At 59.7% G+C, this 25,581-nt stretch carries 24 protein-coding genes and 12 tRNA genes; 23 read left to right on the top strand and 13 right to left on the bottom strand.

All coding sequences use genetic code 11. The features are described from left to right. The first annotated feature begins 13 nt into the window (after positions 1-13). The 15 genes from pal (at position 14) to NMD14_16350 (ending at position 3,402) form a co-directional block, all read left to right on the top strand. The gene (pal, locus tag NMD14_16420) at positions 14-538 is read left to right on the top strand and encodes a peptidoglycan-associated lipoprotein Pal (protein XEI32300.1); all 525 of its coding nucleotides are present in this window, start codon (positions 14-16) and stop codon (positions 536-538) included. 158 nt (positions 539-696) lie between these two features. Next, positions 697-1,500 (top strand): tol-pal system protein YbgF, encoded by an 804-nt coding sequence (gene ybgF / locus NMD14_16415; protein ID XEI32299.1) that lies wholly within the window; start codon positions 697-699, stop codon positions 1,498-1,500. 174 nt (positions 1,501-1,674) lie between these two features. Further along, positions 1,675-1,750 (top strand) — tRNA-Lys (locus NMD14_16410). Positions 1,751-1,781: 31 nt separating this feature from the next. Then, a tRNA-Val gene (locus tag NMD14_16405) sits at positions 1,782-1,857 on the top strand. Positions 1,858-1,880: 23 nt separating this feature from the next. Then, positions 1,881-1,956 (top strand) — tRNA-Lys (locus tag NMD14_16400). A gap of 17 nt (positions 1,957-1,973) precedes the next feature. After that, positions 1,974-2,049: transfer RNA gene (locus NMD14_16395), tRNA-Val, on the top strand. 23 nt (positions 2,050-2,072) lie between these two features. Next, positions 2,073-2,148: transfer RNA gene (locus tag NMD14_16390), tRNA-Lys, on the top strand. Between the two features lie 16 nt (positions 2,149-2,164). Then, positions 2,165-2,240 (top strand) — tRNA-Val (locus NMD14_16385). Positions 2,241-2,263: 23 nt separating this feature from the next. Beyond that, positions 2,264-2,339, top strand: a tRNA-Lys gene (locus tag NMD14_16380). Between the two features lie 17 nt (positions 2,340-2,356). Further along, positions 2,357-2,432: transfer RNA gene (locus tag NMD14_16375), tRNA-Val, on the top strand. A 23-nt stretch (positions 2,433-2,455) separates the two neighbouring features. Beyond that, positions 2,456-2,531 (top strand) — tRNA-Lys (locus NMD14_16370). Positions 2,532-2,547: 16 nt separating this feature from the next. Beyond that, positions 2,548-2,623: transfer RNA gene (locus NMD14_16365), tRNA-Val, on the top strand. A gap of 25 nt (positions 2,624-2,648) precedes the next feature. Further along, positions 2,649-2,724: transfer RNA gene (locus NMD14_16360), tRNA-Lys, on the top strand. 17 nt (positions 2,725-2,741) lie between these two features. After that, positions 2,742-2,817, top strand: a tRNA-Val gene (locus NMD14_16355). A 429-nt stretch (positions 2,818-3,246) separates the two neighbouring features. Next, entirely contained in the window at positions 3,247-3,402 is a 156-nt protein-coding gene (locus tag NMD14_16350; GenBank protein ID XEI32298.1) for a hypothetical protein, read from the top strand. A 3-nt stretch (positions 3,403-3,405) separates the two neighbouring features. On the opposite strand, the gene NMD14_16345 is transcribed toward NMD14_16350, so the two are convergent. Together NMD14_16345 and NMD14_16340 are read right to left on the bottom strand one after the other, a co-directional pair. After that, complete coding sequence (locus tag NMD14_16345; protein XEI32297.1) at positions 3,406-4,719, bottom strand: sodium-dependent transporter; 1,314 nt, start codon at positions 4,717-4,719, stop codon at positions 3,406-3,408. Positions 4,720-4,930: 211 nt separating this feature from the next. Beyond that, positions 4,931-5,770, bottom strand: coding sequence for an isopenicillin N synthase family oxygenase (locus NMD14_16340; protein XEI32296.1), 840 nt, complete (start codon positions 5,768-5,770; stop codon positions 4,931-4,933). Between the two features lie 207 nt (positions 5,771-5,977). On the opposite strand from NMD14_16340, the gene NMD14_16335 reads away from it, so the two are divergent. Continuing rightward, the gene (locus NMD14_16335; GenBank protein ID XEI32295.1) at positions 5,978-6,541 is read left to right on the top strand and encodes a DUF2799 domain-containing protein; all 564 of its coding nucleotides are present in this window, start codon (positions 5,978-5,980) and stop codon (positions 6,539-6,541) included. Between the two features lie 48 nt (positions 6,542-6,589). On the opposite strand, the gene NMD14_16330 is transcribed toward NMD14_16335, so the two are convergent. Next, the gene (locus tag NMD14_16330) at positions 6,590-7,408 is read right to left on the bottom strand and encodes a Cof-type HAD-IIB family hydrolase (GenBank protein XEI32294.1); all 819 of its coding nucleotides are present in this window, start codon (positions 7,406-7,408) and stop codon (positions 6,590-6,592) included. A gap of 481 nt (positions 7,409-7,889) precedes the next feature. Between NMD14_16330 and NMD14_16325 the strand changes: the two genes are divergently transcribed. Then, positions 7,890-8,366 carry an Lrp/AsnC family transcriptional regulator gene (locus tag NMD14_16325; GenBank protein XEI32293.1) on the top strand — a complete coding sequence of 159 codons (477 nt, stop codon included), beginning with the start codon at positions 7,890-7,892 and terminating at the stop codon, positions 8,364-8,366. 137 nt (positions 8,367-8,503) lie between these two features. Here the strand turns inward: NMD14_16325 and NMD14_16320 are convergent, their stop codons facing one another. From NMD14_16320 to NMD14_16310, 3 genes are all read right to left on the bottom strand, one after another. Then, a complete protein-coding gene (locus NMD14_16320) occupies positions 8,504-8,821 on the bottom strand; it encodes a hypothetical protein (protein ID XEI32292.1) in 318 nt (105 codons plus the stop codon). A 146-nt stretch (positions 8,822-8,967) separates the two neighbouring features. Next, on the bottom strand, positions 8,968-9,195 hold the full coding sequence (locus NMD14_16315; GenBank protein ID XEI32291.1) for a hypothetical protein: 228 nt from the start codon (positions 9,193-9,195) through the stop codon (positions 8,968-8,970). Positions 9,196-9,229: 34 nt separating this feature from the next. Further along, complete coding sequence (locus tag NMD14_16310) at positions 9,230-9,655, bottom strand: MarR family transcriptional regulator (GenBank protein XEI32290.1); 426 nt, start codon at positions 9,653-9,655, stop codon at positions 9,230-9,232. Positions 9,656-9,796: 141 nt separating this feature from the next. On the opposite strand from NMD14_16310, the gene NMD14_16305 reads away from it, so the two are divergent. The 4 genes from NMD14_16305 to chrA all read left to right on the top strand — a co-directional run bounded on the left by NMD14_16305 (position 9,797) and on the right by chrA (position 13,128). After that, positions 9,797-10,243 (top strand): organic hydroperoxide resistance protein, encoded by a 447-nt coding sequence (locus NMD14_16305; GenBank protein XEI32289.1) that lies wholly within the window; start codon positions 9,797-9,799, stop codon positions 10,241-10,243. Positions 10,244-10,325: 82 nt separating this feature from the next. Next, positions 10,326-11,330: an NADP-dependent oxidoreductase gene (locus NMD14_16300; GenBank protein ID XEI32288.1), complete on the top strand. Its 1,005-nt coding sequence runs from the start codon at positions 10,326-10,328 to the stop codon at positions 11,328-11,330. A 129-nt stretch (positions 11,331-11,459) separates the two neighbouring features. Further along, the gene (locus NMD14_16295) at positions 11,460-11,915 is read left to right on the top strand and encodes an NUDIX hydrolase (protein ID XEI32287.1); all 456 of its coding nucleotides are present in this window, start codon (positions 11,460-11,462) and stop codon (positions 11,913-11,915) included. A 73-nt stretch (positions 11,916-11,988) separates the two neighbouring features. After that, on the top strand, positions 11,989-13,128 hold the full coding sequence (chrA, locus tag NMD14_16290; protein XEI32286.1) for a chromate efflux transporter: 1,140 nt from the start codon (positions 11,989-11,991) through the stop codon (positions 13,126-13,128). 73 nt (positions 13,129-13,201) lie between these two features. On the opposite strand, the gene msrB is transcribed toward chrA, so the two are convergent. The 4 genes from msrB to malQ form a co-directional block, all read right to left on the bottom strand. Beyond that, positions 13,202-13,588, bottom strand: coding sequence for a peptide-methionine (R)-S-oxide reductase MsrB (gene msrB / locus NMD14_16285; protein XEI32285.1), 387 nt, complete (start codon positions 13,586-13,588; stop codon positions 13,202-13,204). Between the two features lie 68 nt (positions 13,589-13,656). Further along, entirely contained in the window at positions 13,657-15,813 is a 2,157-nt protein-coding gene (glgX, locus tag NMD14_16280) for a glycogen debranching protein GlgX (protein ID XEI32284.1), read from the bottom strand. Further along, positions 15,813-17,990 (bottom strand): 1,4-alpha-glucan branching protein GlgB, encoded by a 2,178-nt coding sequence (glgB, locus tag NMD14_16275; GenBank protein ID XEI32283.1) that lies wholly within the window; start codon positions 17,988-17,990, stop codon positions 15,813-15,815. Before glgB ends, glgX begins: the two co-directional genes overlap by 1 nt. Before the next feature lie 82 nt (positions 17,991-18,072). Next, on the bottom strand, positions 18,073-20,262 hold the full coding sequence (malQ, locus tag NMD14_16270) for a 4-alpha-glucanotransferase (protein XEI32282.1): 2,190 nt from the start codon (positions 20,260-20,262) through the stop codon (positions 18,073-18,075). A 349-nt stretch (positions 20,263-20,611) separates the two neighbouring features. On the opposite strand from malQ, the gene gap reads away from it, so the two are divergent. Then, positions 20,612-21,607, top strand: a complete 996-nt coding sequence (gene gap, locus NMD14_16265) for a type I glyceraldehyde-3-phosphate dehydrogenase (GenBank protein ID XEI32281.1) — start codon at positions 20,612-20,614, stop codon at positions 21,605-21,607. Positions 21,608-21,693: 86 nt separating this feature from the next. After that, positions 21,694-22,560: a D-hexose-6-phosphate mutarotase gene (locus NMD14_16260; GenBank protein ID XEI32280.1), complete on the top strand. Its 867-nt coding sequence runs from the start codon at positions 21,694-21,696 to the stop codon at positions 22,558-22,560. Between the two features lie 70 nt (positions 22,561-22,630). Here the strand turns inward: NMD14_16260 and nadA are convergent, their stop codons facing one another. The 3 genes from nadA to NMD14_16245 all read right to left on the bottom strand — a co-directional run bounded on the left by nadA (position 22,631) and on the right by NMD14_16245 (position 25,387). Then, positions 22,631-23,704, bottom strand: a complete 1,074-nt coding sequence (nadA, locus tag NMD14_16255; protein XEI32279.1) for a quinolinate synthase NadA — start codon at positions 23,702-23,704, stop codon at positions 22,631-22,633. 307 nt (positions 23,705-24,011) lie between these two features. Continuing rightward, entirely contained in the window at positions 24,012-24,467 is a 456-nt protein-coding gene (locus NMD14_16250) for an NfeD family protein (GenBank protein XEI32278.1), read from the bottom strand. Then, positions 24,464-25,387 carry an SPFH/Band 7/PHB domain protein gene (locus NMD14_16245; protein ID XEI32277.1) on the bottom strand — a complete coding sequence of 308 codons (924 nt, stop codon included), beginning with the start codon at positions 25,385-25,387 and terminating at the stop codon, positions 24,464-24,466. The genes NMD14_16250 and NMD14_16245 overlap by 4 nt, the downstream gene beginning before the upstream one ends. Between the last annotated feature and the right edge of the window lie 194 nt (positions 25,388-25,581).

Genomic DNA, 25,581 nt, shown 5'->3' with positions numbered 1-25,581 from the left:
TTAAGGAAAAAGCATGCAACTCAATAAACTGCTCAAGGGTTTGGCCATCGCACTGCCACTGTTCACCTTGGCCGCTTGTAGCTCTTCTTCTGATTCTGACGCAGCTGGCGCTGAATCAGGTATGACCGACGGCATGGGCGGTGTACAAACTGACGGCGCCAACGGCATGTTGTCCCCGGAAGAGCAGATGCGTCAGAAGTTCGAAGCACTGCAACGTGACAACGTGATCTACTTCCCGTATGACGGTTACGATATCCAGGGTCAGTACGCTGATCTGCTGGATGCCCACGCCAGCTACCTGCGCGAGCGTCCGAGCGTAAAAGTCCTGATCGAAGGTCACGCCGATGAGCGCGGTACTCCGGAGTACAACATCGCCCTGGGCGAGCGTCGTGCCAAGGCTGTAGCCAAGTATCTGCAAACCCTGGGTGTGCAGGCCGAGCAACTCTCCATCGTCAGCTATGGCGAAGAGAAGCCGCTGGACATGTCCCACACCGAGGATGCCTTTGCCAAAAACCGCCGTGCGGTTCTGGTTTACTAAGGTTTGAACCGAACGACGTTCGTTTAGATGCAAACGGCCATTTCGATGGCCGTTTTATTTGCACTAAACGCCAAGGTTTGATCCGAATGAAATCTGTCTAAGCGAGCGACGATGGCGCTGGCCGTTTTATTTGCCCTAAACGCTAAGGTTTGATCCGAATGAAATCTGTGTACAAGCAAGCTGTTGTTGCGCTGGCCGTATTGGTTGCTCTGAATGCGCAGGCGGCGGCTCCTGTCAGCGATCTGAGCGGTGACTCGGGTGGCGGTGTTGTTCTTAGCGGCAACAACGGCGCCATCGTGCCGACCGGCAGTCTGGAAGACAGGGTTGCCCTGCTGGAGCGCACCCTCAATGCTCGTCTGCGGCTGCAAGCTGAATTGCAACAGCAGGTCGACTCCCTGCAAGGGGAGGTCTCCGAGCTGCGTGGTCAGCTGGAGCAGCAGACCTACCAGATGGAGCAGTCGCAAGAGCGTCAACGCCAGCTTTATCAGGAGCTCGACAAGGTTGCCAGCAGCAAGCAGGCTGCTCCGGCTGCCGCGGCCCCTGCAACTGCTGCTACACCGGCCGCCGCAGCCAATTACTCAACCAATCAGGATGAGAATCAGGCCTACGACGCAGCGGTCAACATGGTGCTCAAAGAGAAGAACTACGACAAAGCCATTCCGGCTTTTCAGGGTTTCATCAAGCAGTACCCCAATTCGGGTTATGTGCCCAATGCATACTATTGGCTCGGCCAGTTGCTGTTCAACAAGGGTGACCGAGCCGGCGCTGCTGCCCAGTTCACCACGGTGGCAACCAAGTTCAGCAAGTCGCCCAAGCGTGCCGATGCCCTGCTGAAGCTAGGTATGCTGGCGCAGCTGGATGGCAAGAAGGCGGAAGCCAAATCCTTCTATGAGCAGGTGATCAAGGGCTATCCCAACACCTCGCCAGCCCAGTTGGCCAAACAGAGTCTGGCCAAGCTGTAACATTGCTGTATGTCACTGTTTTCGTAACACTACTGTAAAAACAGCTCGTATTTGTACGCACAGTGAGCAAACGGATTTAAATTGCGAACTTTCTGTTGCACCAGAGATTTAAATCCGTAATATAGGCCGCCGTCAGAGCCGAAGCAGTAATGCAGTCGGAACTGGTCGTGGTGAGGGTCGTTAGCTCAGTCGGTAGAGCAGTTGACTTTTAATCAATTGGTCGCTGGTTCGAATCCAGCACGACCCACCATTTTTTCCACTCGGTGGAGACAGAATTCCCAGGTCGTTTAGCTCAGCTGGGAGAGCACCTCCCTTACAAGGAGGGGGTCACTGGTTCGATCCCAGTAACGACCACCAGTTTGTAAAAAAATGATTTAGATGGGTCGTTAGCTCAGTCGGTAGAGCAGTTGACTTTTAATCAATTGGTCGCTGGTTCGAATCCAGCACGACCCACCATCATTTCAAGAATCCCAGGTCGTTTAGCTCAGCTGGGAGAGCACCTCCCTTACAAGGAGGGGGTCACTGGTTCGATCCCAGTAACGACCACCAGTTTGTAAAAAAATGATTTAGATGGGTCGTTAGCTCAGTCGGTAGAGCAGTTGACTTTTAATCAATTGGTCGCTGGTTCGAATCCAGCACGACCCACCATCATTTCAGAATCCCAGGTCGTTTAGCTCAGCTGGGAGAGCACCTCCCTTACAAGGAGGGGGTCACTGGTTCGATCCCAGTAACGACCACCAGTTTGTAAAAAAATGATTTAGATGGGTCGTTAGCTCAGTCGGTAGAGCAGTTGACTTTTAATCAATTGGTCGCTGGTTCGAATCCAGCACGACCCACCATCATTTCAAGAATCCCAGGTCGTTTAGCTCAGCTGGGAGAGCACCTCCCTTACAAGGAGGGGGTCACTGGTTCGATCCCAGTAACGACCACCAGTTTGTAAAAAAATGATTTAGATGGGTCGTTAGCTCAGTCGGTAGAGCAGTTGACTTTTAATCAATTGGTCGCTGGTTCGAATCCAGCACGACCCACCATCATTTCAGAATCCCAGGTCGTTTAGCTCAGCTGGGAGAGCACCTCCCTTACAAGGAGGGGGTCACTGGTTCGATCCCAGTAACGACCACCAGTTTGTAAAAGAAAATGATTTAGATGGGTCGTTAGCTCAGTCGGTAGAGCAGTTGACTTTTAATCAATTGGTCGCTGGTTCGAATCCAGCACGACCCACCATCATTTCAAGAATCCCAGGTCGTTTAGCTCAGCTGGGAGAGCACCTCCCTTACAAGGAGGGGGTCACTGGTTCGATCCCAGTAACGACCACCATTTTTGTAGTAAAAAGCGTAAGAAAAAGCTGAAATATGTAACCATGTTTCAGAGAAAAACCCACTTAGGTGGGTATTTTTTTACCCAGAATTCAGTTCTCCAGTATCTCCCGTTGCCATTGTAACGAGCCGAGTTTCATCTCTATTATCGCGTCACATCGCCACTGTTCTTCCCTCCTCTATTCTGCTCTGTCGAGATTGCCCAGCGGACGCGTATTGCACCCCCATCCATTGAGTCTTTATCTATCAGGTACCGGGGAATTGCCACCCGCTGAGCTCGTTGATGCAGCTACGCGGCCTACCCGAGTGGGCGTGGTGCAGGGCAATGCCGATGATGCGCGGCTGATGCTGGACAAGATCGATGCCTTGCCGATGGCGGAGCTGGTGATGGATGCCACCCATCGACAAGATGGGGTTATCCCGGCGCAGCGTGGCCAGTAGTGGCGTGCTGCTCCATCAGACCGGCCTCTATATCGTCGTCTCCAAGAGGGAGGAATGTGATGCCGAGATCACCCGCTGGCAACAAGCTCTGGATGCCGTCAGCGACGCACAGGGGCGGGCCGAACGGCCCACCCGTGAAGAGTAATCGTCACACCAGACCACGCAACAAGATCCCGCCGATCAGCAAGGGGGCAATCCAGCGCCAGCAGTTCATCAGCAGGTGATGCCAGTGGCTGGCAATCCCCTGCGGCAACGCCTTGCGTCCCAGCTTCCAGCCCAGCAGCAGCGTCAGCATCAGGCCGAACAGCGGCATCATCAGGTTGGAGGTGACAAAGTCCAGCAGCTCGAAGATGGTTTTGCCAAACAGGGTGGCGTGTTGCAGCGGGCCAAACGACAGGCTGACCGGAATGCCGTTGAGCATCACCACCGCCGTGATGGCGCTGCAGGCGGTGCGGCGGGACCAACCCCGGGTCTCGCACAGGAAGCACTGCAAATGCTCCAGCAGGGAGATGGCCGAGGAGAGCGCCGCAAAGACCAGCAGGGCGAAGAAGATCACCTCAAGCACCTGACCGAAGGGCAGCAGCTGAAATACCGCTGGCATGGTCATAAAGGTGAGACCGGGGCCGGAGGCCGGGTCGATACCGGTCGAGGCCAGCACCGGGAAGATCATCAAACCCGCCAGCACTGCCACCATGCTGGCCAGCAGCACCACCCAGAGGCTGGAGCGACCAACCCCTTCGCTGGTCGGCAGATAGGCGCCGTAGGTGGTGTGGATGCCCAGACCGATGGAGAGGGAGAAGAAGGCCAGTCCCATGGCATCGAGCACGCCGGACATCCCCAGCTTGCTGAAGTCGGGCATCAGGAAGTGACGCACCCCCTCCATCGCATTGGGCAGTGTGAGGCCAAAGGCGACCAGCATCAGGATCATCAGGAACAGGGCCGGCATCATCCAGCGCAGGGTGCGCTCCACCCCTTTCTGAATGCCTCCTTGCACCACCATCCAGGTGAGGGCGGCAAACAGCAGATGGGTGAGAATGGGCCAGACGTCGCCGCTGACATAGTCATTGAAGCGGGCGGTGAGGGCGGCCGCATCCCCATGATTGAGCTGACCGGAGATAGCCATACCGGTATAACCCAGGGTCCAGCCGCCCACCACGCTGTAGAAGCAGTAGATGAGCAGGGTAGAGATCACCCCCATGACCCCAACCCATCGCCACTGTTTGCCGAGCAGATCGGAGAAGGCACCGACTACCCCGCGGCGACTCATGCTGCCGAGCAGGGTTTCCCCCATCAGTACCGCAACCCCCAGGGTGAAGCTGAACAGCAGAAAGACCAGCAGGAAGGCGCCGCCGCCGTTGACGGCGGTGACGTAGGGGAATTTCCAGATTGCGCCGATACCGACCGCGGAACCCGCTGCGGCGAGGATGTAGCCGAGTCGGGATGACCATTGGGACTGCTTCATAAGAACTCCAATCGAGCGCCCCTGGGCAGGGGCAGAATGGCGCTCATGTTACGGAGGTCACGGCGCAATCACTACGACGGTTATCAGGTGTAAATGCGATTTATTGGCATGATTGGCTAATTTAATTCTGTTTTTTGCCCAATCCTGCCACCAAATAAAAACCGGAGCGAGATTGCTCCGGTTTGGTCTCTGACAACTGCTCGTCGGCGGACTAGATCACCCCGAGCTCCCGCAGCCGTTCCATCAGGTAGCTGTGGGCGGTATGACGCTCGGAGAGCACCACATCCGGGCGCGGATGGAGGAACAGCGGCAGGGAGATACGTGACTTGCTGGCACTGCCACCGGTCGGGTTGATGACGCGGTGGGTGGTGGAGGGGTAGTAGCCGCGAGAGGCTTCCTGCAGCATGTCGCCGATATTGATGATGAGGGTGCCAAAGTCGCACGGCACGTCCATCCACTCGCCATCGGAACCCTTCACCTGCAGCCCCGGCTCGTTGGCGGCGGGCAGAATGGTGAGCAGGTTGATGTCTTCGTGGGCGGCGGCACGGATGGCGCCCGGCTCCTCGGTGCCGTTGAACGGCGGGTAGTGCAGCACCCGCAGCAGGGTCTTCTGGCTCTCTTCGATCATTGAGGAGAGGGGGCAGCTGTAGTGGGCTGAGATGTCGCTAGGGGTGTACTGCTCGACCCAGCCCAGCAGCTCGGCGGCCAGACCGTTGGCCAGGTGGTAGTACTCCATCGCCTGCTCTTTTAGCTCTTCTGGCATCTGGCCCCAGGGGTAGAGGTGGAAGTACTCCTTGATGTCTTTCTGGCTATGGCCCTTGGCCACCTCGGACACCGACTGCGGGAAGTAGCCATCTTGAGTCTTGCGGTTGAACAGGAAATCCAGCTTCTGCTCGCTCATGAAGAAGCGATACCAGTTGTCGTAGATGGATTGCACCAGCTCTTTCGGGATGGGGTGGTGGGTCAGCACGCCAAAGCCGGTGGTTCGCAGGGATTCGGTGAAGCGTTGGGCCGCATCGGGTGAGCGGTAATCGACGGTCAGGACTTTCATTGTTTTTGTTGCGCGCCAGTTAAAAGATGGCGCAGTTTACCTTGCGCCTGATAACAAGGAAAGCGGGTTGGTCGCCCCGTCTGGCTCGGTCTCAGATAGTGATAAAGATGCCAAAAGGCAGCGCCATGCCGCGCGGGGATCGCATCCCTTGTGAAGGCCTTTTATCCTCTCTAGAATGACGGTCACTGTATTTTCCGGAGTCTGTTCATGTCCCCCAAAATCCTGTTGCTGACCCTGCCGGTATTGCTGGCGGGATGCAGTGCCCTGTCAGAAGATGAGTGCCGCACCATGAGCTGGTACAACCTGGGTTATCAGGATGGATCGGAGGGCAAACCCCGTCAGGCGACCCGCGACTACGTGTCGTCTTGCAGCGAGTATGGCCTCAAGGTGGACGAGGCCGAGTGGAAACGGGGTTACGACAAGGGGCTGGAGCTCTACTGCATCCCCGAGCTGGCCTACAGCAAGGGCAAGGAGGGGAAGGACTATCTGGGAGTATGCCCCAATGATGCCAGCTTCCTCAAGCAGTACCAGCGCGGCTATGAAGAGTACAAGCTGGCCGCCCGCCTGCAGGAGATCGGCGACGAGCTGGAGCGTACCGAGCGGGATATCGATGCGCTTGAACGCAGCATCCGCAACGAAACCAACACGGAACAGCGCGACTACTACCGCGCCAAGCGCAACCGCGCCATTCGCCACTACGAATCCCTGCGCTACGAATACAACCGTCTGCGTTACCCGGATCGGGTAATCCAGTTCTCCTTCGGCGGTTAAGTCCCTCCATGGCCAGCCAGCGCGCTGGCCATGTTGCATCTTGTCAGATCAGGGCAGTACCCAGCGCTGCAACGCCAGTGCGATGCCATCTTCGTTGTGGTCGGCGGTGACCTTGTCGGCATGACTCTGGATCTGCGGTGCCGCATTGCCCATCGCTACCGCCAGCCCCACCTGTTCGAACATGCTGATGTCGTTATTGTTGTCACCAAACGCCACCACCTGCTCCATGGCAATCCCTTCGCTGGCCGCCCACTGGGCCAGTCGGTTGCCCTTGCTGCAGCCGGGCTGCACCAGCTCTACCGCATAAGGGGCCGCCCAGTCGCGGGTAAAGGGCATCTGCTCGACCACCTCGCCCATAAAGGCGTGCAGGCGCGCCGGATCCTGATTGAACAACTCCAGCTTCCAGACCGGGTTGTCGAGCCAGCCAGTCAGCTCCTCGACCGGGTAGATCGCAATCTTGAGATGCGCTGGCTGATTGGCCGACCAATGGCGGATGCGGGTGACATGCTCCTCGCAGCCGATGTAGCCGATCCCCTCGCTCAGGTGGAACAGGGCCCCCATCTGCTGCGCCTCGACCGCGGCCAGCAGCTCGCTGAGCGGAGCGACAGCCAGCGGATCACCGCTGAGGATCCGGTTCTGCACCGGATCATAGAGATAGGCGCCGTTGCTGCAGATGAGGGGGGTATCGAGGGCCAGCTCGTGGTGGAAGGGACGCGCTGTCATGTAGTGGCGCCCCGTGACCAGCAGCACCTTGATGCCGTGGGCGCGGGCCTGCGCCAGGGCTGCCCGGGTGGCCGACGAGATCTGGTGATCCCGGGTCAGCAGGGTACCATCCATATCGAGCGCGATGGCCTTGTACTCACTCATAGCTCCTCCAGCATCGAACAAATCCGCAAAGAGCTTTACCGTCCCAGACCCGGCGCCCCGATGCAAGTCTTGCCCGCGGTCGGAGCGCCGAACTGTGATCCCTTCGTGGCTCAGAAGCTGCTGGAGGGGCACATCGCTGCCTCTATCGCATCACGCCGCCCGCGCTCTGATTGCGCCAAACGCCCAAAAACAACAAAGCAGGCGCCGGGATGCCTGCTTTGTTGCCTTCGGGGAGGGGGTTCTCTCGTTCCAGCCCGTCATTTCCCGATAAGGTAAGACGGCTGATGGGGCTCTTGACCCGGTAAGGTCCTTCACCGCAGAGACCCGGTCAGGTATCTGCTTTGCCACCGGAAGATGTAACCATAGTATCCCTCCTGTGCCGGTGAGTGGTTGCAAAGTAACCACTTATTTCGGTTGTTTTTGCAATAGTTCACCCTTAATCTAGGAAAAGTGGATTAGTCATTGCAACGAGGAAGGGTAAATGCTGAAACTTGATCGCATAGACAGACATATTCTCGAACTGATGCAGGAGAATGGTCGCATCAGCAATCTGGAGCTGGCCGAGCTGGTCGGGCTCTCGCCGTCCCCCTGCTCCCGCCGGGTCAAGGCGCTGGAGGATGCCGGTCTCATCGACACCCACGTTACCTTGCTCAACGCCCGCCAGCTTGGTCTCACTCTCACCGCCTACATTCACATCTCCATGGACCGACACACGCCGGAGCGGTTCGAAAACTTCGACCGTGCCATCAGCGAGCTGCCGGAAGTGCTGGAGTGTGACCTCATCACCGGCAACGATGCCGATTACCAGCTTAAGGTGGTGGTGCGCGACATGGAGCACTACCAGCACTTCCTGCTGGACAAGCTGACTCATATTCCGGGGGTGACCGGGGTACGCTCCAGCTTCGTGCTGCGCCGCATCAAGCACAAGACTGCGCTGCCGCTTAACCATCTGGGGTGAGGCTGCGCAAACCACTCATATAAACAGAAAGAGGAGGCCAGTGGCCTCCTCTTTCTGTGATGCGGTATTTATTATCCGGTAGTGGTTATCCGGTCTGGATTACCTGTCGCGGTGATGGGGGATGGCAACAGCCGTGGTCAGACGCTGACCTGGCTGATGTCTTCCACCTGCAGCAGCCAGCCCGCCTGTTCTTGCTGCGGTTCACCGCTGACCCGCAGCCGCTCGCCGGTCGGCACCCACTGCCCCTCGGGCAGGGAGACCAGCAGGCTCTCGCTGCCGTTATCGAACAGCCAGCGATCTTCACCCAGCGATTCAATCAGATAACCTTCCATCTCCACTCTGGACTCGGCTAGCCAGGATGGCGCAATGGAATCACGGCTCTCGATGAAATCCCCCTGTACACCAAAACTGGCTAGCCCCCACAGAATGGAGAGCCCAACCAACGATGATTGCATCTCTTCTCTCCTCTTTTGGAACTGCAGGGCCAGTATGAGAAGAAAAAACTGAGCGCACTATGAACAAGATGGCAAAGTGCCGACGGGATCGCGAAAAAAAACCGGCCAGTCGGCCTGCTGTGTCACTTTATGACGTTTGAATAACACTATTTGGCGGCTTCTTCTGCTATCCGTTCAGCTCTTGGTTTATTCGTCCACATTGCTACCCCGCGATGATCCTGGCAGAGCCCCTCGGCCACCACGGCGCGCACCCGGGTGCCATCTTTACAAATGGCCTGCCAGGCATCGGCATCATCGATGGCCATCGAGGGGGCATGGGAGCCGGAACTGCAGGCGGTCAGCAACAGGACAAACAAGGGCAACAGGAGTTTCATGGGGTGGATCCTCAGCCTGGTGGATGGGCCGCACTCAGCGCCCCAGCTGCGCCGAGATGCGATCGCAGAGCTGCTTGAGCTGGGCCAGTTCAGCATCGGCCAGATCCACCTGATTGCGCAAGTTGTCCGCCAGACAACACTCCTTGACCTCCTGCTGCAGCTGACGCCCTGCCTCGGTCAGGCCGATGCATTTTTGCCGCTCATCCTCGCTGGAGACGGTACGGGTCAACCAGCCCTTGCTCTCCAGCCGCTTGACGATGGGGGTCAGGGTGCCCGCATCCAGCCCGGTCTCCTGACCGATCTCCTTGAGGCTGACCTCGTCCCGCGCCCACAGCGACAGCATCACCAGATATTGGGTGTAGGTGAGATCCAGCTTGTCCAGCAGCGGCCGATAGGCTCGCATCACCGCGTTGGAGGCGCTGTAGAGAGCAAAACAGACCTGCTTTTTCAATTCACTCATGGGGCACCTCGCTGACGACTGGGGCCAGTATACCCCAGGAAAACGGGGGACGAATAATTTGCACACAAAATAGTTGTCAGTCCGCATTTTCGGGATTAGTCTGGATTTAGTTTGCACACAAACAAAATCAGAGGCCCCGACATGAAGACGCTCTATCGCACTCAAGCCATCGCCCAGGCCGGCCGCAACGGTGAGGTTCACACCCTCGACAACAGCCTGCAGCTGGCACTGGCCCTGCCGACCGCCCTCGGTGGCAACGGCAAGGGCAATAACCCGGAGCAACTGCTGGCCGCCGGTTATGCCGCCTGCTTCTCCAATGCGCTGATCCACGTGGCTCACAAGCTTGGCGCGCCCCTCTCCAGTGCTCCCGTCACCGCCGGGGTCGAATTGCTGGCGCTGGACGATGGCCGCTTCAACTTCGCCATCACGCTGGACGTAGCGCTCGCCGCGACCCAACCTGAACAGGCGGCGCAGGCCGAGCAGATAGTGCGGCTGGCCCACCAGACCTGCCCTTTCTCCAACGCCATGCGGGGCAATGTCGTCACCCGGCTGCTGCTCAACGGCACCCCGCTGGATGAGACAGCGTGAACGAGTTCAGTCTCAACCCCTTGGGAATAGCCATGCTGGCGACTCGCAGGTTGCCAACCCCCCTCAACGTGGAGAAAAAACCATGAATCAGCCCAGCCATCAGATCCAACTGCTACGTCGCCCGGTCGGCCTGCCCAGTCTGGCCGATTTCACCTTGACCGAGGTGGCTCTGCCCGAGCTGCAAGAAGGAGAGGTGCAGGTCGCCAACCAGTGGCTGTCGGTGGATCCCTACATGCGCGGTCGCATGAGCGAAGCCAAGAGCTATGTGCCCCCCTTCCCCCTCAACGGCCCACTCGATGGTGGCGCCATCGGCGTGGTGGAGGCCTCGCGTCACCCGGACTTCGCGGTGGGCGATCGGGTGAGCAGCATGCTGGGATGGCGCGATCGCTTCGTCGCCAACGGAGTTCAGCTGACCAGACTGCCCGATACCCGCTTGCCGCCCCAACTCTTTCTCGGCGCCCTCGGCATGCCGGGTATGACCGCCTGGACCGGGCTCAAACGCATCGCCAAACTGCAGGCCGGGGAAACCGTACTGGTGTCGGCCGCCTCCGGCGCCGTCGGCTCCATGGTGGTGCAGCTCGCCAAACGGGCGGGGGCCCGCGTCATCGGTTCCACCGGGTCGACCGACAAGGTGGCCTACCTCAAGAGCCTGGGGGCCGACGAAGTGATCAACTACCGTACAACCCCGGATCTCGATGCCGAGTTGGCCCGGCTGGCGCCGGACGGGATCCACGTCTACTTCGAGAACGTGGGGGGCGCCATGCTGGACGCAGCCCTTAACCACATGGTGGTGCACGGTCGCATCGTGATGTGCGGTCTCATCGAGCAGTACAACGGTCAGAGCGAGGCGAGCGGTCCGCGCAACCTCTCCCAGGTGATCCGCAAGCGCCTCACCATGCAGGGGCTGATTGTGTTCGATCACTGGCAGCATTACGGCGAGTTTCTGGCCGAAGTGACCCCGGCCTTTGACGCCGGCACTCTGCAGGCCGAGGAGACAGTCTATCAAGGGCTCGCCAGTATGCCGCTGGCCTTCATCGGGCTGTTCGAGGGGCGCAACACCGGCAAGATGTTGGTCAAGCTGGGGTGATCCGCAGCACTGGCGCCTGATGCCGCAGACTGCTTGCATGACGGGCCCATCCGCCCTAAGGTGGGTCCGTTTTTCATGGTGCAATCCGCCGTTTCAGTGGCCAGTTCATCCCAGCAAGGAGCTCTTCTTATGTCTACTCCTTATCCCCGCGTCGGGGTCGGCGTCATTCTGACCAACACCCAAGGCCAGGTGCTGCTTGGCAAACGCAAAGGGAGCCATGCCCCCTACTGGTCGATCCCGGGTGGTCATCTGGAGTTGGGGGAGAGTTTCGAATCGGCGGCGATCCGCGAGGTGGCCGAGGAGACGGGGCTGGCGATCAGCGCGCCCGAGGTGGTGGCGGTGACCAATAATCTGGAGACCTGGCGCGAGAGCGGGCTGCACTATATCTCGGTCACCTTGCTGGCACAGGCTGAGGGCGAGCCGCAACTGCTGGAGCCGGAGAAGTGCGAAGGCTGGGTCTGGTGCGATCCGCGCGAGTTGCCCGAGCCCCACTTCGATGCCAGCCGCCAGTCCATCGCCTGCTGGCTGGCGGGACGCTGCTACTTGCCGAGTGATGTGCCAATGGTGTTGGCCGAATCAGCCTGACTGTCATAAAACGATCATCGTGCTGTCATAATATCTCCTCTCCATCGGGGGAAGAGGGGTGAGGGAGCAGAGCGTGGGGCAGGTATTTATTCAGTTTTTGTGGTTGGGATGCATCAGTTTTGGTGGCCCGGCTGCCCATATCGGCTTTTTCCAGCGCACCTTCGTCGAGCGGCTCGGCTGGCTGACGCAGGCCGAGTTTGCCCGGCTGCTGGCGCTGTGCCAATTGCTGCCGGGGCCCGCCTCCAGTCAGCTCGGCTTTGCCATCGGTCGCCATCGCGCCGGTCTGGGCGGTGCGCTTTGTGCCTTTATCGGCTTTACCTTGCCCTCCTTTCTGTTGTTGCTGGCGGCAGCCGTCGGAGTGGGCTTGCTGGGCAACAACCTGTGGCTCGATGCAGCCTTGCACGGCCTCAAGCTGCTGGCGCTTATTGTGGTGGCCGATGCGGTGCTCATCATGAGTCGCCAGTTCTGCGCCACGCCGCTGACGCAAGGGATCATGGTGGCGACCGCGGCCGCGCTTTGGTGGCAGCCCGGCTTGCTGACCCAACTGCTGATGCTGGTGGGAGCGGCGCTGATCTGCGCCCGCAGCCAACGCGAGGTTGCCAGCGCCGAGCCGTCTGTAGCTTCTACCCGTCATCCTCACTGGCCAACCCTGCTGCTGTTTGCCGCGCTGTTTGTTGGCCTGCCGCTGCTCGGCAGCCCGCTTGGCCAGCTGGTTGCCGACTTCTATCGCGCCGGTAGCCTGGTGTTTGGCGGCGGCCATGTGGTGCTGCCGCTGCTGCAAGAGAGCGTGGGCCACACCCTCAACGAGCAGCAGTTTCTGACCGGTTACAGTCTGGCCCAGTTGGTGCCGGGCCCGATGTTTACCCTTGCCACCTATCTTGGCGCCCAGCTGCTGCCCGAAATGCCGCTGATCGGTGCCTTGCTGGCGACCCTGGCGCTCTTTGCGCCCGGCTTTCTGCTGCTCTGGGCGGTGGGCCCCTGCTGGCAACAGTGGCTGGCACGGCCCCGTCTGGCGGGGGCCGTCACCGGTATCAATGCCGCCGTGGTGGGCTTGTTGCTGGCGGCGCTCTATCAGCCGGTGTGGCAGAGCGCGGTGCTGGTGCCGACCGATCTGGCGCTAGCGGCCATCGGCTTTTATCTGCTGCGGGTGGTGAAGTTGCCGGTGCCGGCCATCGCGGCCCTGCTGGTGATGGCCACCATCTTGTTGGCGTGATGCCGGTGAAAACCCGATAAAAAACGGCGCCTCCGTGATGGAGGCGCCGTTTTTATTGCGATGGGTCAGCCGCTTAAGCGTCGGGATCGAAATCCAGACTCAGGCTGTTGACGCAGTAGCGCTGGCCAGTCTCGGTCGGGCCGTCGGGGAAGACGTGGCCGAGGTGAGAGCCGCACTGGCGGCAGGTGATCTCCACCCGCTTCATGCCGTGGCTGCTGTCTTCGGTGTAGTTCACCGTCCCCTCGATGGCCTTGTCGAACGAGGGCCAGCCGCAGCCGGAATCAAACTTTGCTCCTGAGTGAAACAGTACGCTCTTACAGCAGACACAAAGGTAGTCACCGCTCTTGCGATTGTGGAGCAGAGCACCGCTGTAGGGGCGCTCGGTGCCCTTCTCCCAGCAGACGTGAAACTGCTCGGCGGTCAGTTTGCTGCGCCACTGTTCTGGATTGTTACTGCTCATACCGACTCCTTGCCATCAATCACGGGGCCCAGCATAGCGGCTCCGTAAAGCGGACTCCAGCATGCCTCTTATGCTTTGCCCGCATCTGTGATCGAGGTGGCAACCATGTCCGCTTCGGATGCTGGGAGAAGCGCCTGCTGCGGTGGTTGGGCATCCTGCGCCGTGCTGGCCAGCGCCACCCGCTCCAGCAGCTTGAGGGAGTGGGCCCGGCCGACTGCCACCTGCCGCTTGATGTCATCGGGCAGGAAGGGGAGGCCATCGTTGGTCGCGGTGTCGATGGTCTGGATCCATTCCAGCCCTTCACCCGGCGGTGGCAGGCGGAACTGGATGTCGTAGTCGCTGGCGTTGAACAGCACGTACCAGCGCTCGCCGACACAGTTGATCATGCCGATATCCATGGCGAACGCCTGCCCCATGGGGGCGTGCCAATCCTGATCGGTGAGCTGGTGGCCGTCCGGGTGATACCAGTTGACCTGATGGCAGCTGGACGGGGTGCCATTCCAACTGTCGTCGCTCAGTTGCAGGTTGGAGAAGACGCACGACTCCGCCCGCAGCGCCATCATCTGCTGGGTGAAGGCGAACAGCCGCTCGTCCTCCGGCCGCCACTGCCAGTTGACCCAGCTGATCTGGTTGTCCTGACAGTAGGCATTGTTATTGCCAAGCTGGCTGCGGCCCATCTCGTCGCCGGCGAGGAAGTGGGGAGTGCCTTGCGAGAGCAGCAGGGTGGCAATCAGATTGCGCTTCTGCTGCTGGCGCAGGCTGTTGACCCGCGGATCCAGAGTCGGCCCCTCTACCCCGTGGTTATAGGAGAGGTTGTTGCCGTGGCCGTCCCGATTGTCTTCACCGTTGGCCTGATTGTGGCGCTGGTTGTAAGAGACCAGATCCTCCAGGGTGAAACCGTCGTGATAGCAGAGGTAGTTGACGCTGGTGTGGGGGGAGCGCCAGTTCTTCGGGAAGATATCCCGCGACCCCACCAGCCGGGTGGCAAAGTCCCCCATCTTGCCCGCATCGCCACGCCAGAAGGCGCGCACTGTGTCGCGGTAGCGGTCGTTGATCTCCTGCCACTGGCTCGGGAATTGACCCAGCCGGTAGCCGAAGGGGCCGATATCCCAGGGTTCGGCGATGAGCTTGACCTGTGACAGCACAGGGTCGGCCATCACCGCCTTGAAGAAGGCGCCCATCGGCTCGAACTCGCCAGCCTCTCGCGCCAGCGTCACCGCCAGATCGAAACGGAAGCCATCCACCTGCATCTCGGTGACCCAGTAGCGCAGGGCATCAAGCACCAGCCGCAGGGTATTGGGGTGATCCAAATTGACGCTGTTGCCACAGCCGGTCACGTTGGCGTGACGGGTGTAGTCCGGGCCGTGGGGGCCCGCTTCGAAGGCGTAGTAACCGGCGTTGTCAAAGCCCTTGAACGAGAGGGTGGGACCGTCGAAGCCAGAGGCGGCAGTGTGGTTGTAGACCACATCCAGAATCACCTCGAGCCCGGCCCGGTGCAACTCGCGCACCATGGTCTTGAACTCGGTCACCGCCTCGTCCGCCCTGGTGCTGTAGCGTGGCTCCGGGGCGAAGAAGGCGATGGGGTTGTAGCCCCAGTAGTTGGTCAGTCCCAGCTGCTCCAGTCGAGGTTCCGACATGAAGGCGGCCACCGGCATCAGCTGCACCGAGGTGATGCCGAGGCTCTTCATATGCTCGATGACAAGCGGGTGGCAGATGCCAAGGTAGGTGCCTTGCAGCGCGTTGGGGATCCCCGGGTGCTGCTTGGTAAAGCCCTTGACGTGAGTCTCGTAGATAATGGTGCGGGCCGGGCTGATCCCGGGTTTGCCAACCCCTTGCCAGTCAAAACGGTCATCAACCACCACCGACTTGGCAATCATCCCGGCACTGTCCCCCTGATAGAGGGCTTCATCCCAGTAGGTGGGACGGCTGAGCGCCTTGGCGTAGGGGTCGATCAGCAGTTTTTGCGGACTGAACAGCATTCCCTCCTGCGGGGCGCCATAGACCCGATAGCCGTAGCGCTGACCTGCCTGCATGCCGCGCACATAGCCAAAGCGATACTGGCCACGGCGGCCGGGCAACTCCAGCCGCATCAGCTCCTGCTCCTGCTCGTCGTACAGGCAGAGCTCCACCTTGTCCGACTGGGGGGCCCAGACACAGAAGTGGCAACCGTTCTCGTCAAGGCGGGCCCCCAGCGGGTGGCCCACCCCTTTTTCCATTACAAGCATCAAGACTCCTGTTTGATGAACAAGGTCGCCAGCGGCGGCAGATCCAGCACTATGCTGTGTGCCATCCCCTGCCAGGGGGTCGGCTCGGCAGCGAACACCAGACCCACATCATAGTTGCTTCCCCAGTAATACTCGCTGTCGGTGTTGAGCACCACCCGATAGTGGCCCGCCGCAGGGACGCCGACTCGATACTCGAGACGGGGCACCGGGGTGAAGTTGCAAGCCACCACAATGGCCTGCTTGCCCTCTTTGTCCGCCCGCAGCCAGGCAAAGATGCTGTTGTCGGCATCGTTGTGATCCAGCCAGCGGAAGCCGGTCTGCTCATAATCGGCCTGATACAAGGCTGGCTCATGACGGTAGAGGTGGTTGAGATCGTGGATCAGGCGCTGCTGACCGGCATGCTTGGGATATTGCAGCAGATGCCACGGCAGCTGGGCGTCGTGGTTCCACTCGTTGCTCTGAGCGATCTCGGTGCCCATGAAGTTGAGCTTCTTGCCCGGGTGGGCGTACATGAAGCCCATGTAGGCGCGCAGGTTGGCGGCTTGCTGCCACTCGTCGCCCGGCATCTTGTAGAGCATGGAGTGCTTGCCGTGCACCACCTCGTCGTGAGAGAGCGACAGGATGAAGTTCTCGTCATAGTGGTAAACCATGGAGAAGGTCATGTCGTTGTGGTGGTAGCGGCGGTGGATCGGCTCTTTCTGCATATAGGTGAGGGTGTCGTGCATCCAGCCCATATTCCACTTGAAGCCAAAGCCGAGGCCACCGAGGAAGGTGGGGCGGGAGACACCGGCAAAGGCGGTGGACTCTTCGGCGATGGTCATGGCGTGGGGATACTTGCCGTAGACCTCCTCGTTGGTCCACTTGAGCAGGCTGATCGCCTCGTAGTTGTGGTTGCCGCCATCGACGTTCGGTACCCACTCACCGGCGTTGCGGGAGTAATCCAGATAGAGCATGGAGGCGACCGCATCCACCCGCAGGCCGTCGATGTGGAACTTGTCGAGCCAGAACAGGGCGCTAGCCACCAGGAACTGGCGCACTGTGTCGCGGCCGAAGTCGTAGATGTAGGAGTTCCAGTCCGGGTGCCAGCCACGGCGCGGATCTTCATATTCGTAGAGCGGGGTGCCGTCGAAACGTGCCAGCCCGTGGGCATCGGACGGGAAGTGGGCGGGGACCCAGTCCAGAATGATGCCGATGCCGGCCTGGTGACACTGGTCGACGAAGTATTTGAAATCATCGGCCGTGCCGTAGCGGCTGGTGGGGGAGAACATGCCCACCGGCTGGTAGCCCCAGGAGCCGCTGAACGGGTGCTCGGAGACCGGCAGTAGCTCGATGTGGGTGTACTCCATCTCCTTGACGTAGGCGACCAGCTCCAGCGCCAGCTCGCGCCAGCTCAGGCTGTCGCCATTGGGGTGACGCTTCCAGGATCCGACGTGCAGCTCATAGATGGAGAGCGGCTGCTCGCGTTTGTCGTTGTGCTGGCTGGCGATCCACTCGGCATCCTGCCACTGGTACTGGGCGTGGTCATAGACCACGGAGGCGAACGACGGGTACTGCTCGCAGTAGAAGCCGACCGGATCGCTCTTGTGGGGCAGCCGGTTGCCCATGAGATCCTTGAGCTCGAACTTGTAGCGATCCCCGGCCTTGAGGCCCGGCACAAACAGTACCCAGTGGCCGCAGAGGCTGCGCTGCATCGGGTGGCGACGGCCATCCCAGAAGTTGAAATCACCGATGAGGCTCACGGCGGTGGCGCTCGGTGCATAGACCGCAAAACGCACCCCTTCCACCTGTTGGCCGAGATACGCCACGGTGCGCAGCTGGGCGCCAAGGGTGTGGTAGAGGTTTTCCGGCTGGGCGGTCAGTTCGGCCAGGCCTGCCCAGGCGGCATCCTGAAACTGATAGGGGTCGATGACCTCGGTGGTGGCATCTCGGTAGCTGGCGATCAGCTGGTAGGGGAAGGTGTTTTTACGGCGGGTGAAAACAGTTTCAAAAAGACCCGATTCATCGGTGGGCGCCAGGGTGGCAACGACTTTGCCCGACTTGAGATCCTTGACGCGAACTTCGAGGGCATCAGGCAACCAGGCGGTCAGTTTGAGGCCGGGCCCATCCGGATTGGCCGAGAGGCCTAAGTGAGAGAAGGGATCGGAACAGCGGGCAGCAACCAAACGTTCAACGAGCATCGAGATTTCCTTTCATGACAGAGCATCCACTCCGGCCGAAGCCGGAGTGGATTGAGGTGAGAGCGCGGTGAGAGACAGCGTCTCAACGACTGGCCTCATCACGGGCCTGGCTCATCTTGCCAGCCAGTGCCTTGAGTGCCTCATTGGCAAAAATATCTTCCAGATCAGCGGAGAGCTTGCGGCGCCAGTTGGGGTATTCGTAACTGGTTCCCGGTACGTTGACCGGCTTGTCCATCTCCAGCCAGTCTTCCAGCTGGGTACTGAACAGGGCGCAGCTGCCGCGGGACATGTGGATCTGCAGACCGTGGTTGAGTTCGGTGTTCATGCCGACCCAGTTCACGTCATGACTGATGTTGTCAGAGATGACCTTGTGGGCATGCAAGCTGTCGAGGATCCGCTGTTTAGCCTGGTGACGATCAGCATACAGAGTCTTCAATACATCTTCATCCGGATACAGACCCAGTTGACGGCCGAGCGCCAGATCGTCGCAGTGCCAGAAGCCCTTGAGGGTCGGCATGTCGTGGGTGGTCAGGGCCGACATCGCCTGCTCGGTGTAGTGCGCCGGGGAGATAAAGCCGCCATCCGCCTTGGATCGCTCGAAGAAGAACACCTTGTAGGAGTGGACGCCGTTCTCTTTCAGGGTCACGTCGATCCCCTCCGGCACGGTGCCCAGATCCTCGCCGATCAGCAGGCATTGATTACGGTGGGATTCGAGGGCCAGAATGCCCAGCAGATCGTTGACCGGATAGTAGATGTAGGCGCCCTTGGCGGCGGAGGCTCCTGGCGGTACCCACCACAGGCGCAGCAAGGCCATCACGTGGTCGATACGCAGTGCGCCGCATGAGCGCATGTTGGCACGGAACAAGTCCACCATCGGCTGGTAGGCCGCTTCAAACAGCTTGTTCGGGTTCATCGGGGGCAGGCCCCAATTCTGACCGAGCGGGCCAAGGATATCGGGCGGCGCACCGACCGAGGCTTTCGGGCAGTAGAGATCCTGGTTGGCCCAGATCTCGGTGGAGCCTTCGGAGACGCCCACTGCCAGATCGCGGTAGATCCCCATCACCATGCCGGAGGCCTTGGCGCGGGCATCGGCGTGCGCCAGCTGCTCGTCAGCCAGGAACTGCAGATAGAGGTAGAAGTTGACATCTTGCGGGTGCTCGGCCATCCAGGCGGCAACGGCAGGGTTGTGGTAATCGCGCAGCTCCTGCGGCCATACCGGCCAGCCCCAGGCGTTTTCGCCCTTGGCGTAGAAGTGGGCCTGCAGGGCATCAAATGCCGCCTGCTGTTGCAGGCTGTCGCCACCGGCGGCCACGAAGGCATCAAAGGCGGCCTGACGCTCGGCGCCAAGGCTTGCTTCGTCGAACACCTGACGCAGTATACCGAGTTTGGTCTGGATCACGCCGGTGTAATCGACGTTCTCCTTGGCGCGGAGATCGGCCAGATGTTGCTGGAAGGCAGGGCTCGCCACGTCCGCTTTCAGGCGATCGCTCTGCTGGAATTCGGGCACCGCTTCCACATTGATATAGGCCACGTTGAGCCAGCGACGGGAAGAGGGGCTGTAGGGGCTGGCGCTCTCCGGATTGGCCGGATAGAGGGCGTGGATGGGGTTGAGGCCGACGAAGTGGGCGCCCCAGGCGGCGGCGTTCTCGACCAGTTGGCCCAGATCGCTGAAATCACCGATGCCCCAGTTGTGGCGGCTGCGCAGGCAGTAGAGCTGCACGCTCGGGCCCCATACCTTGCGGCCATCGGCAATCGGTGGCTGTTTGTAGCAGGCCTTTGGGGCGACGATGAGGCGCATGGTGGCCAGTGGCTCGTCATTGCCCTCTTCCAGCAGCACCAGCTGGTGATAACCCAGCTCCGGGGCCATCTCCAGGGTGACGCGATAGGCCTGGCACTCCATCTCCTCAAATTCGGCCACCCCGACCAGCTCACCCTCGATGGGGGTGAATTGACCGGACAGCACCGCACCCTGCTCCTGCTGGAGCTGCCAGGTGAGGGCATCGTTGACGAATTCGATGGGGAGGCGAACCTCAAGGGTAACGGCATCGCCGGTGCGAACCACCATCACAGGATCCAGCGCCCGCAGCCAGTGCTGGCGATGCTCCTCTTCCAGTTGCTGCACCAGTGCGGCCTCATCATCGACGCGGTAGCCCATGGCGCCCAGCATGGCGGCCTTGCTCTCTTCAGATACCTGGGCCGGGTGGCCCCAGGCATCGACATACTCGCTGGCGATACCTTTTGCGGCAGCCAGCTGTTCAATCAGGGTGGTCATAGTTTGAGAATTCCCGCTGTGGATTCTATCTGTACTATTCTTTGTTTGTTTTTTATGGGGTGGTACTTGAACAGTGGCTCTTTGGCCATGCTAAACCGCGCACATTTTTACATATCTCTGTGAATGGTTGTGTGACCGAGTAGGCACTATTGTTGATATCTGCGCGATGCCACGATCTGGCACTTTTTTCGTCAAAACGTGGTAATCAGTTACATAAACAGAAAATTAATTTCACAGATTTTCATGATATAGCGCAATTTCAGACAGAATGTTGGTTGACTCACCGGAGAGTTCTAGTAAATTTACAAGCGGAATTTTCTTTGACTACTGAACAGTTAGGTAACTAAATATGACTATCAAAGTAGGTATTAACGGTTTTGGCCGTATCGGTCGTTTCGTATTCCGTCTGGCTGCTGAGCGCGCTGACATCGAAGTTGTTGGTATCAACGACCTGATCGATGTTGACTACATGGCTTACATGCTGAAGTACGATTCAACTCACGGTCGTTTCAACGGTACCGTTGAAGTTAAAGACGGCAACCTGGTTGTAAACGGCAAAACCGTACGTGTTACCGCTGAGCGTGACCCGGCCAACCTGAAGTGGGGCGAAATCGGTGTTGACGTTGTTGCTGAAGCGACTGGTCTGTTCCTGACCGACGAGACTGCTCGTAAGCACATCGCTGCTGGTGCCAAGAAAGTTGTTCTGACTGGCCCGTCCAAAGACGCTACCCCGATGTTCGTAATGGGTGTTAACGACGCTACCTACGCTGGCCAGGACATCGTTTCCAACGCTTCCTGCACCACCAACTGCCTGGCACCGATCGCCAAGGTTCTGAACGATACCTTCGGTATCGAGTCTGGCCTGATGACCACCGTTCACGCTACCACTGCTACCCAGAAGACCGTTGATGGTCCGTCTGCCAAAGACTGGCGCGGTGGCCGCGGTGCGGCTCAGAACATCATCCCGTCCTCTACCGGTGCAGCCAAAGCTGTTGGCGTAGTTATCCCGGAACTGAAAGGCCTGCTGACCGGTATGGCATTCCGTGTTCCGACTCCGGACGTGTCTGTTGTTGACCTGACCGTTAACCTGAAGAAAGCTGCCACCTACGCAGAAATCTGCGAAGCGATGAAAGCGGCTTCCCAAGGCGCTATGAAAGGCGTTCTGGGCTACACCGAAGACGAAGTTGTATCTACCGACTTCCTGGGTGAGCGTCAGACCTCCGTATTCGACGCCAAGGCTGGTATCCAGCTGAACGACAAATTCGTTAAAGTTGTATCCTGGTACGACAACGAAATGGGCTACTCCAGCAAAGTTCTGGACCTGATCGCTCACATCTCCAAGTAATTTGGGATGCGCAATCGCGTAGCTTAAAAAAGGCGGCCATTGGCCGCCTTTTTGTTTTTCGGTTTCCCCTGATGACAGGAGTCCACATGCAATCCATTCGTCCCCTGACAGCCAACTGCAAGCTTGCCAACAATGCGGCCGGTCTGCCGGTTATCACCATCAACAACGACTATGCCAAGGCCGAGATCAGCCTGTTTGGCGCCCATGTGCTGAGCTATCAGCGTCATGGCGAGCCAGCCTCCATCTGGTTGAGTGACAAGGCGGTGCTGGATGGCAGCAAGCCTGTTCGCGGCGGTATCCCGATCTGCTGGCCCTGGTTTGGCCCGGCGCCAGCCCGTGTCGGTAGCGGTAAGCCCGCTCACGGTTTTGCCCGCACCACGCTCTGGATGCTGGATGGGGTCTCCGATCACGCCGATGGCACCCTGGTCCATCTCTCTCTGCGCGACAGCGATGCGACCCGTACCCTGTGGGATCACCCCTTCGAGTTGGAGCTGGATGTGCTGGTTGGCAAGGAGCTTTCGCTGGTGCTGACCACTCGCAACACCGGCGCCCAGCCGCTGACTTATAGCGGTGCGCTGCATACCTATTTGCAGATAAGCGCACCGGAAGCGGTGAGCGTGACCGGTCTGGGCGAGCCCTATGCCGACAAGCTGACCGGTCTGAATGGCCAGCAGCAGGGTGCTTTGACCCTGAACGGGCCGCTGGATCGGATCTACTGGCAGCCTGAAGCGCTGGTAATCATCAAGGATGGCGAGCGCGAGATCCGGGTGGTGAGCGGCAATCATGACAGCACTGTGGTCTGGACCCCCTGGCTGGAAGGGGCCACCGCCATGGCCGACATGAGCGACGATGGCTATCGCACCATGCTCTGCGTCGAGGCCGCCATCGCCGGTGATGCGGGTGTGACCGTTGCGCCGGATGAGGAGCACAGCCTCTCCACCGTGATCATCTGAGCCGGATCCGGTTCAGATAAATAAAGAGGGCTCCCGCGGGAGCCCTCTTTGCATCTTGTGACTGCGGTAATCAGGCATTGCCCTGGGTCTTGAGCTTGAGCTCGGCGGCGAAGTTGAGCATCCGGTCGAGCGGGATGAGGGCCTTGACTCGCAGATCTTCGTCGACATGGATCTCGTGGCGTTCGGCTCCGTCGGTGAGGGCCTCCTTGATCGCCACCAGACCGTTCATCGCCATCCAGGGGCAGTGGGCGCAGCTGCGGCAGGTGGCGCCATCGCCACCGGTCGGTGCTTCCACCATCTCTTTCTCCGGACAGGCCTGCTGCATCTTGTAGAAGATGCCCCGATCGGTCGCCACGATCAGCTTCTGTTGGGGCAACTCCTTGGCCGCTTTGATCAGCTGACTGGTGGAGCCCACCGCATCGGCCAGCTCGATCACCGAGGCGGGGGATTCCGGATGAACTAGCACAGCGGCATCCGGATTCTGCTCTTTCAGCTCGCGCAGGGCGCGGGCCTTGAACTCGTCGTGGACGATGCAGTGGCCCTGCCAGCGCAGCATCTCGGCACCGGTCTTCTTCTCGATATAGGCCCCGAGGTGACGGTCCGGGCCCCAGATGATCTTGTGACCCTGGCTGTCGAGGTGCTCGACGATCTCCAGCGCGATGCTGGAGGTCACCACCCAGTCAGCCCGCGCTTTGACCGCGGCCGAGGTATTGGCATAGACCACCACGGTATGATCCGGGTTGGCATCGCAGAAGGCAGAGAACTGCTCGATGGGGCAGCCCAGATCTAGGGAGCATTCGGCCTCCAGGGTCGGCATCAGTACCCGCTTGTAAGGGCTCAGGATCTTGGAGGTTTCGCCCATGAAGCGCACCCCGGCAACGATCAGGGTCTGCGCCTCGTGATCGCGGCCAAAGCGGGCCATCTCCAGTGAGTCACCAACGAAACCGCCGGTGGCTTCGGCCAGTGCCTGGATCTCGGGATCCGTGTAGTAGTGGGCAATCAGTACCGCCTTGCGCTCCTTGAGCAGCGCCTTGATTTCTGTGGTCAAGGTCGTTCTCTGTTCGGCACTCAGGGGAAGCGGTTTGGCCGGAAAGGGGTAGTCCATCGCGACTACCGGCGGGACACTGCTCAGTGCATTGCTCATTGCGACTGTTCCATCAACGCTGGGGAAGGCCAAAATTATAACCAGAAGCCGACGACAAACCCATCACAAATCCGGTGAGGTGCAAGTGGGCGAATATACTCCAGTCATTCGTTGTCACGCGGCCATAAGGCGTTGTCGCATGAAGCGACGTTTCCTCAAGTTCAAGTTGTTGTGCCTGACCATGGGGCTGTTTCTGCTGACCGGGCTGGTCAGCCAGCTCAACCTGATGCGCACCTGAGTGGTAGCCAGAGAGACAAAAGCCCGCGAGCGATCGCGGGCTTTTTGATGGTTCGATGGCAGCGCGGCGTCAGTGACGGGGTTCAACCAGCAGGATATGGGAGTCGGCTCCCACCACCCTGACCTTGCTGCCCGCTGGTAGCGACTCGTCGCAGCGCACCGTCCAGACCGTGTCGTCCAGATGCACCCGGCTGGTGCCTTGCACGACATCATCCAGCAGGGTCAGCTCGCGGCCCATATAACTCTGCATCCGCTCGTTGATGGTACTGGCGGCATCCTGACCCGAGTTGTCGCGCTGGTGCTGCCAGCGCCACCAGGCCCAGGTGGTGAGCAGGGATTGCACCGCAAACAGCAGCAGCTGCGCCTGCCAGCCAAAGGGCCAAACCAGCAGCAGCAGGCCCACTTCCAGCGCGGCGATGCCGGTCCAGAGCAAGAAGCCCACCGAGCCGAGCACCTCGATGGCCAGCAGAATGAAGCCGAGCCCCAACCAGTGCCAGTGGGTCAGCCCCTCGAACAGGGCTGTCATGACTTGCTGCCCTTGCCATCTTTGTTGAACAGCTCGGCCATGCCAGCCACCGAGCCAATCAGGCTGCCCGCTTCCAGCGGCATCATGATGATCTTGCTGTTGGGCCCTTCACCGATGCGGGCCAGCGCTTCGGTGTATTTCTGGGCCACGAAGTAGTTGATGGCCTGCAGATCCCCGGCGGCGATGGCCTGGGAGACCATATGGGTCGCCTTGGCTTCCGCCTCGGCAGCCCGCTCCCGCGCTTCGGCGGCGAGGAAGGCGGCTTGGCGCTCACCTTCGGCTTTGAGGATCTGGGACTGCTTCTCACCCTCGGCTTTGAGGATCTTGGACTGGCGCACCCCTTCGGCTTCCAGAACCTCGGCCCGTTTCTGGCGCTCGGCCTTCATCTGGGCGTTCATCGCTTCGACCAGTGCCAGCGGCGGGCGCACATCTTTAATCTCGATGCGGGTCACCTTGATGCCCCAGGGGGCGGTGGCGGCATCCATGGTGCGCAGCAGCTTCTCGTTGATGGTGTCACGCTGGGAGAGCATCTCGTCCAGCTCCATGGCGCCGAGCACGGTCCGCATATTGGTCATGGTGAGGTTGCGGATAGCGCTGGTGAGATCGTTGACCTCGTAACCCGCTTTGCGAGCATCCACCACCTGCACAAAGCTGATGGCGTCGATGGTGACGTTGGCGTTATCGCGGGAGATCACCTCTTGTGCCGGGATGTCCAGTACCTGCTCCATCATGATGATCTTGTGGCCGACCCGATCCACATAGGGGATCAACAGGTTGAGGCCCGGGGTCAGGGTGCGGGTGTAGCGGCCGAAGCGCTCCACGGTCCAGTTGAAGCCCTGTGGCACTATCTTGATACCGGCACTCAGGGTGGCGATGACCAGAAATACAAAAATCCCTAGCACAATCAATGATTCGTTCATCATTAAGCTCCTTATGAAACACAGTCCCTAGCCTATGGTCTGGCGTCAGGTACCACAAGTGACTTCGTACGCCTTTGTCATGAATGGGCTTTGCTAATTACCAAAACGCATTAAAAAGCATTTTTTATTATTTTGAGGGATAAGCTGCCCTGCCTATAGTCGCCCCATATTAGTCGTGTTCCGAGGGATGGGCC

This window comes from Aeromonas veronii, assembly GCA_041319085.1.
In the GTDB taxonomy this organism is placed as follows: Bacteria; Pseudomonadota; Gammaproteobacteria; order Enterobacterales; family Aeromonadaceae; genus Aeromonas; species Aeromonas veronii_F.
The sequence above is the reverse complement of the archived record's forward strand: the minus strand, read 5'-3'. Positions and strand labels throughout refer to the sequence as shown.

Bases quoted from the DNA above. Each gene is read 5' to 3' on its own strand.
- NMD14_16345 (XEI32297.1), bottom strand. From the start codon at position 4,719: ATGAAGCAGTCCCAATGGTCATCCCGACTCGGCTACATCCTCGCCGCA.
- NMD14_16310 (XEI32290.1), bottom strand. From the start codon at position 9,655: ATGAGTGAATTGAAAAAGCAGGTCTGTTTTGCTCTCTACAGCGCCTCC.
- gap (XEI32281.1), top strand. From the start codon at position 20,612: ATGACTATCAAAGTAGGTATTAACGGTTTTGGCCGTATCGGTCGTTTC.
- NMD14_16295 (XEI32287.1), top strand. From the start codon at position 11,460: ATGTCTACTCCTTATCCCCGCGTCGGGGTCGGCGTCATTCTGACCAAC.
- NMD14_16315 (XEI32291.1), bottom strand. From the start codon at position 9,195: ATGAAACTCCTGTTGCCCTTGTTTGTCCTGTTGCTGACCGCCTGCAGT.
- NMD14_16325 (XEI32293.1), top strand. From the start codon at position 7,890: ATGCTGAAACTTGATCGCATAGACAGACATATTCTCGAACTGATGCAG.
- NMD14_16335 (XEI32295.1), top strand. From the start codon at position 5,978: ATGTCCCCCAAAATCCTGTTGCTGACCCTGCCGGTATTGCTGGCGGGA.
- glgB (XEI32283.1), bottom strand. From the start codon at position 17,990: ATGCTCGTTGAACGTTTGGTTGCTGCCCGCTGTTCCGATCCCTTCTCT.
- nadA (XEI32279.1), bottom strand. From the start codon at position 23,704: ATGAGCAATGCACTGAGCAGTGTCCCGCCGGTAGTCGCGATGGACTAC.
- NMD14_16340 (XEI32296.1), bottom strand. From the start codon at position 5,770: ATGAAAGTCCTGACCGTCGATTACCGCTCACCCGATGCGGCCCAACGC.
- pal (XEI32300.1), top strand. From the start codon at position 14: ATGCAACTCAATAAACTGCTCAAGGGTTTGGCCATCGCACTGCCACTG.
- NMD14_16300 (XEI32288.1), top strand. From the start codon at position 10,326: ATGAATCAGCCCAGCCATCAGATCCAACTGCTACGTCGCCCGGTCGGC.
- NMD14_16305 (XEI32289.1), top strand. From the start codon at position 9,797: ATGAAGACGCTCTATCGCACTCAAGCCATCGCCCAGGCCGGCCGCAAC.
- malQ (XEI32282.1), bottom strand. From the start codon at position 20,262: ATGACCACCCTGATTGAACAGCTGGCTGCCGCAAAAGGTATCGCCAGC.
- NMD14_16260 (XEI32280.1), top strand. From the start codon at position 21,694: ATGCAATCCATTCGTCCCCTGACAGCCAACTGCAAGCTTGCCAACAAT.
- NMD14_16330 (XEI32294.1), bottom strand. From the start codon at position 7,408: ATGAGTGAGTACAAGGCCATCGCGCTCGATATGGATGGTACCCTGCTG.
- ybgF (XEI32299.1), top strand. From the start codon at position 697: ATGAAATCTGTGTACAAGCAAGCTGTTGTTGCGCTGGCCGTATTGGTT.
- glgX (XEI32284.1), bottom strand. From the start codon at position 15,813: ATGCTTGTAATGGAAAAAGGGGTGGGCCACCCGCTGGGGGCCCGCCTT.
- NMD14_16250 (XEI32278.1), bottom strand. From the start codon at position 24,467: ATGACAGCCCTGTTCGAGGGGCTGACCCACTGGCACTGGTTGGGGCTC.
- msrB (XEI32285.1), bottom strand. From the start codon at position 13,588: ATGAGCAGTAACAATCCAGAACAGTGGCGCAGCAAACTGACCGCCGAG.
- NMD14_16320 (XEI32292.1), bottom strand. From the start codon at position 8,821: ATGCAATCATCGTTGGTTGGGCTCTCCATTCTGTGGGGGCTAGCCAGT.
- NMD14_16245 (XEI32277.1), bottom strand. From the start codon at position 25,387: ATGAACGAATCATTGATTGTGCTAGGGATTTTTGTATTTCTGGTCATC.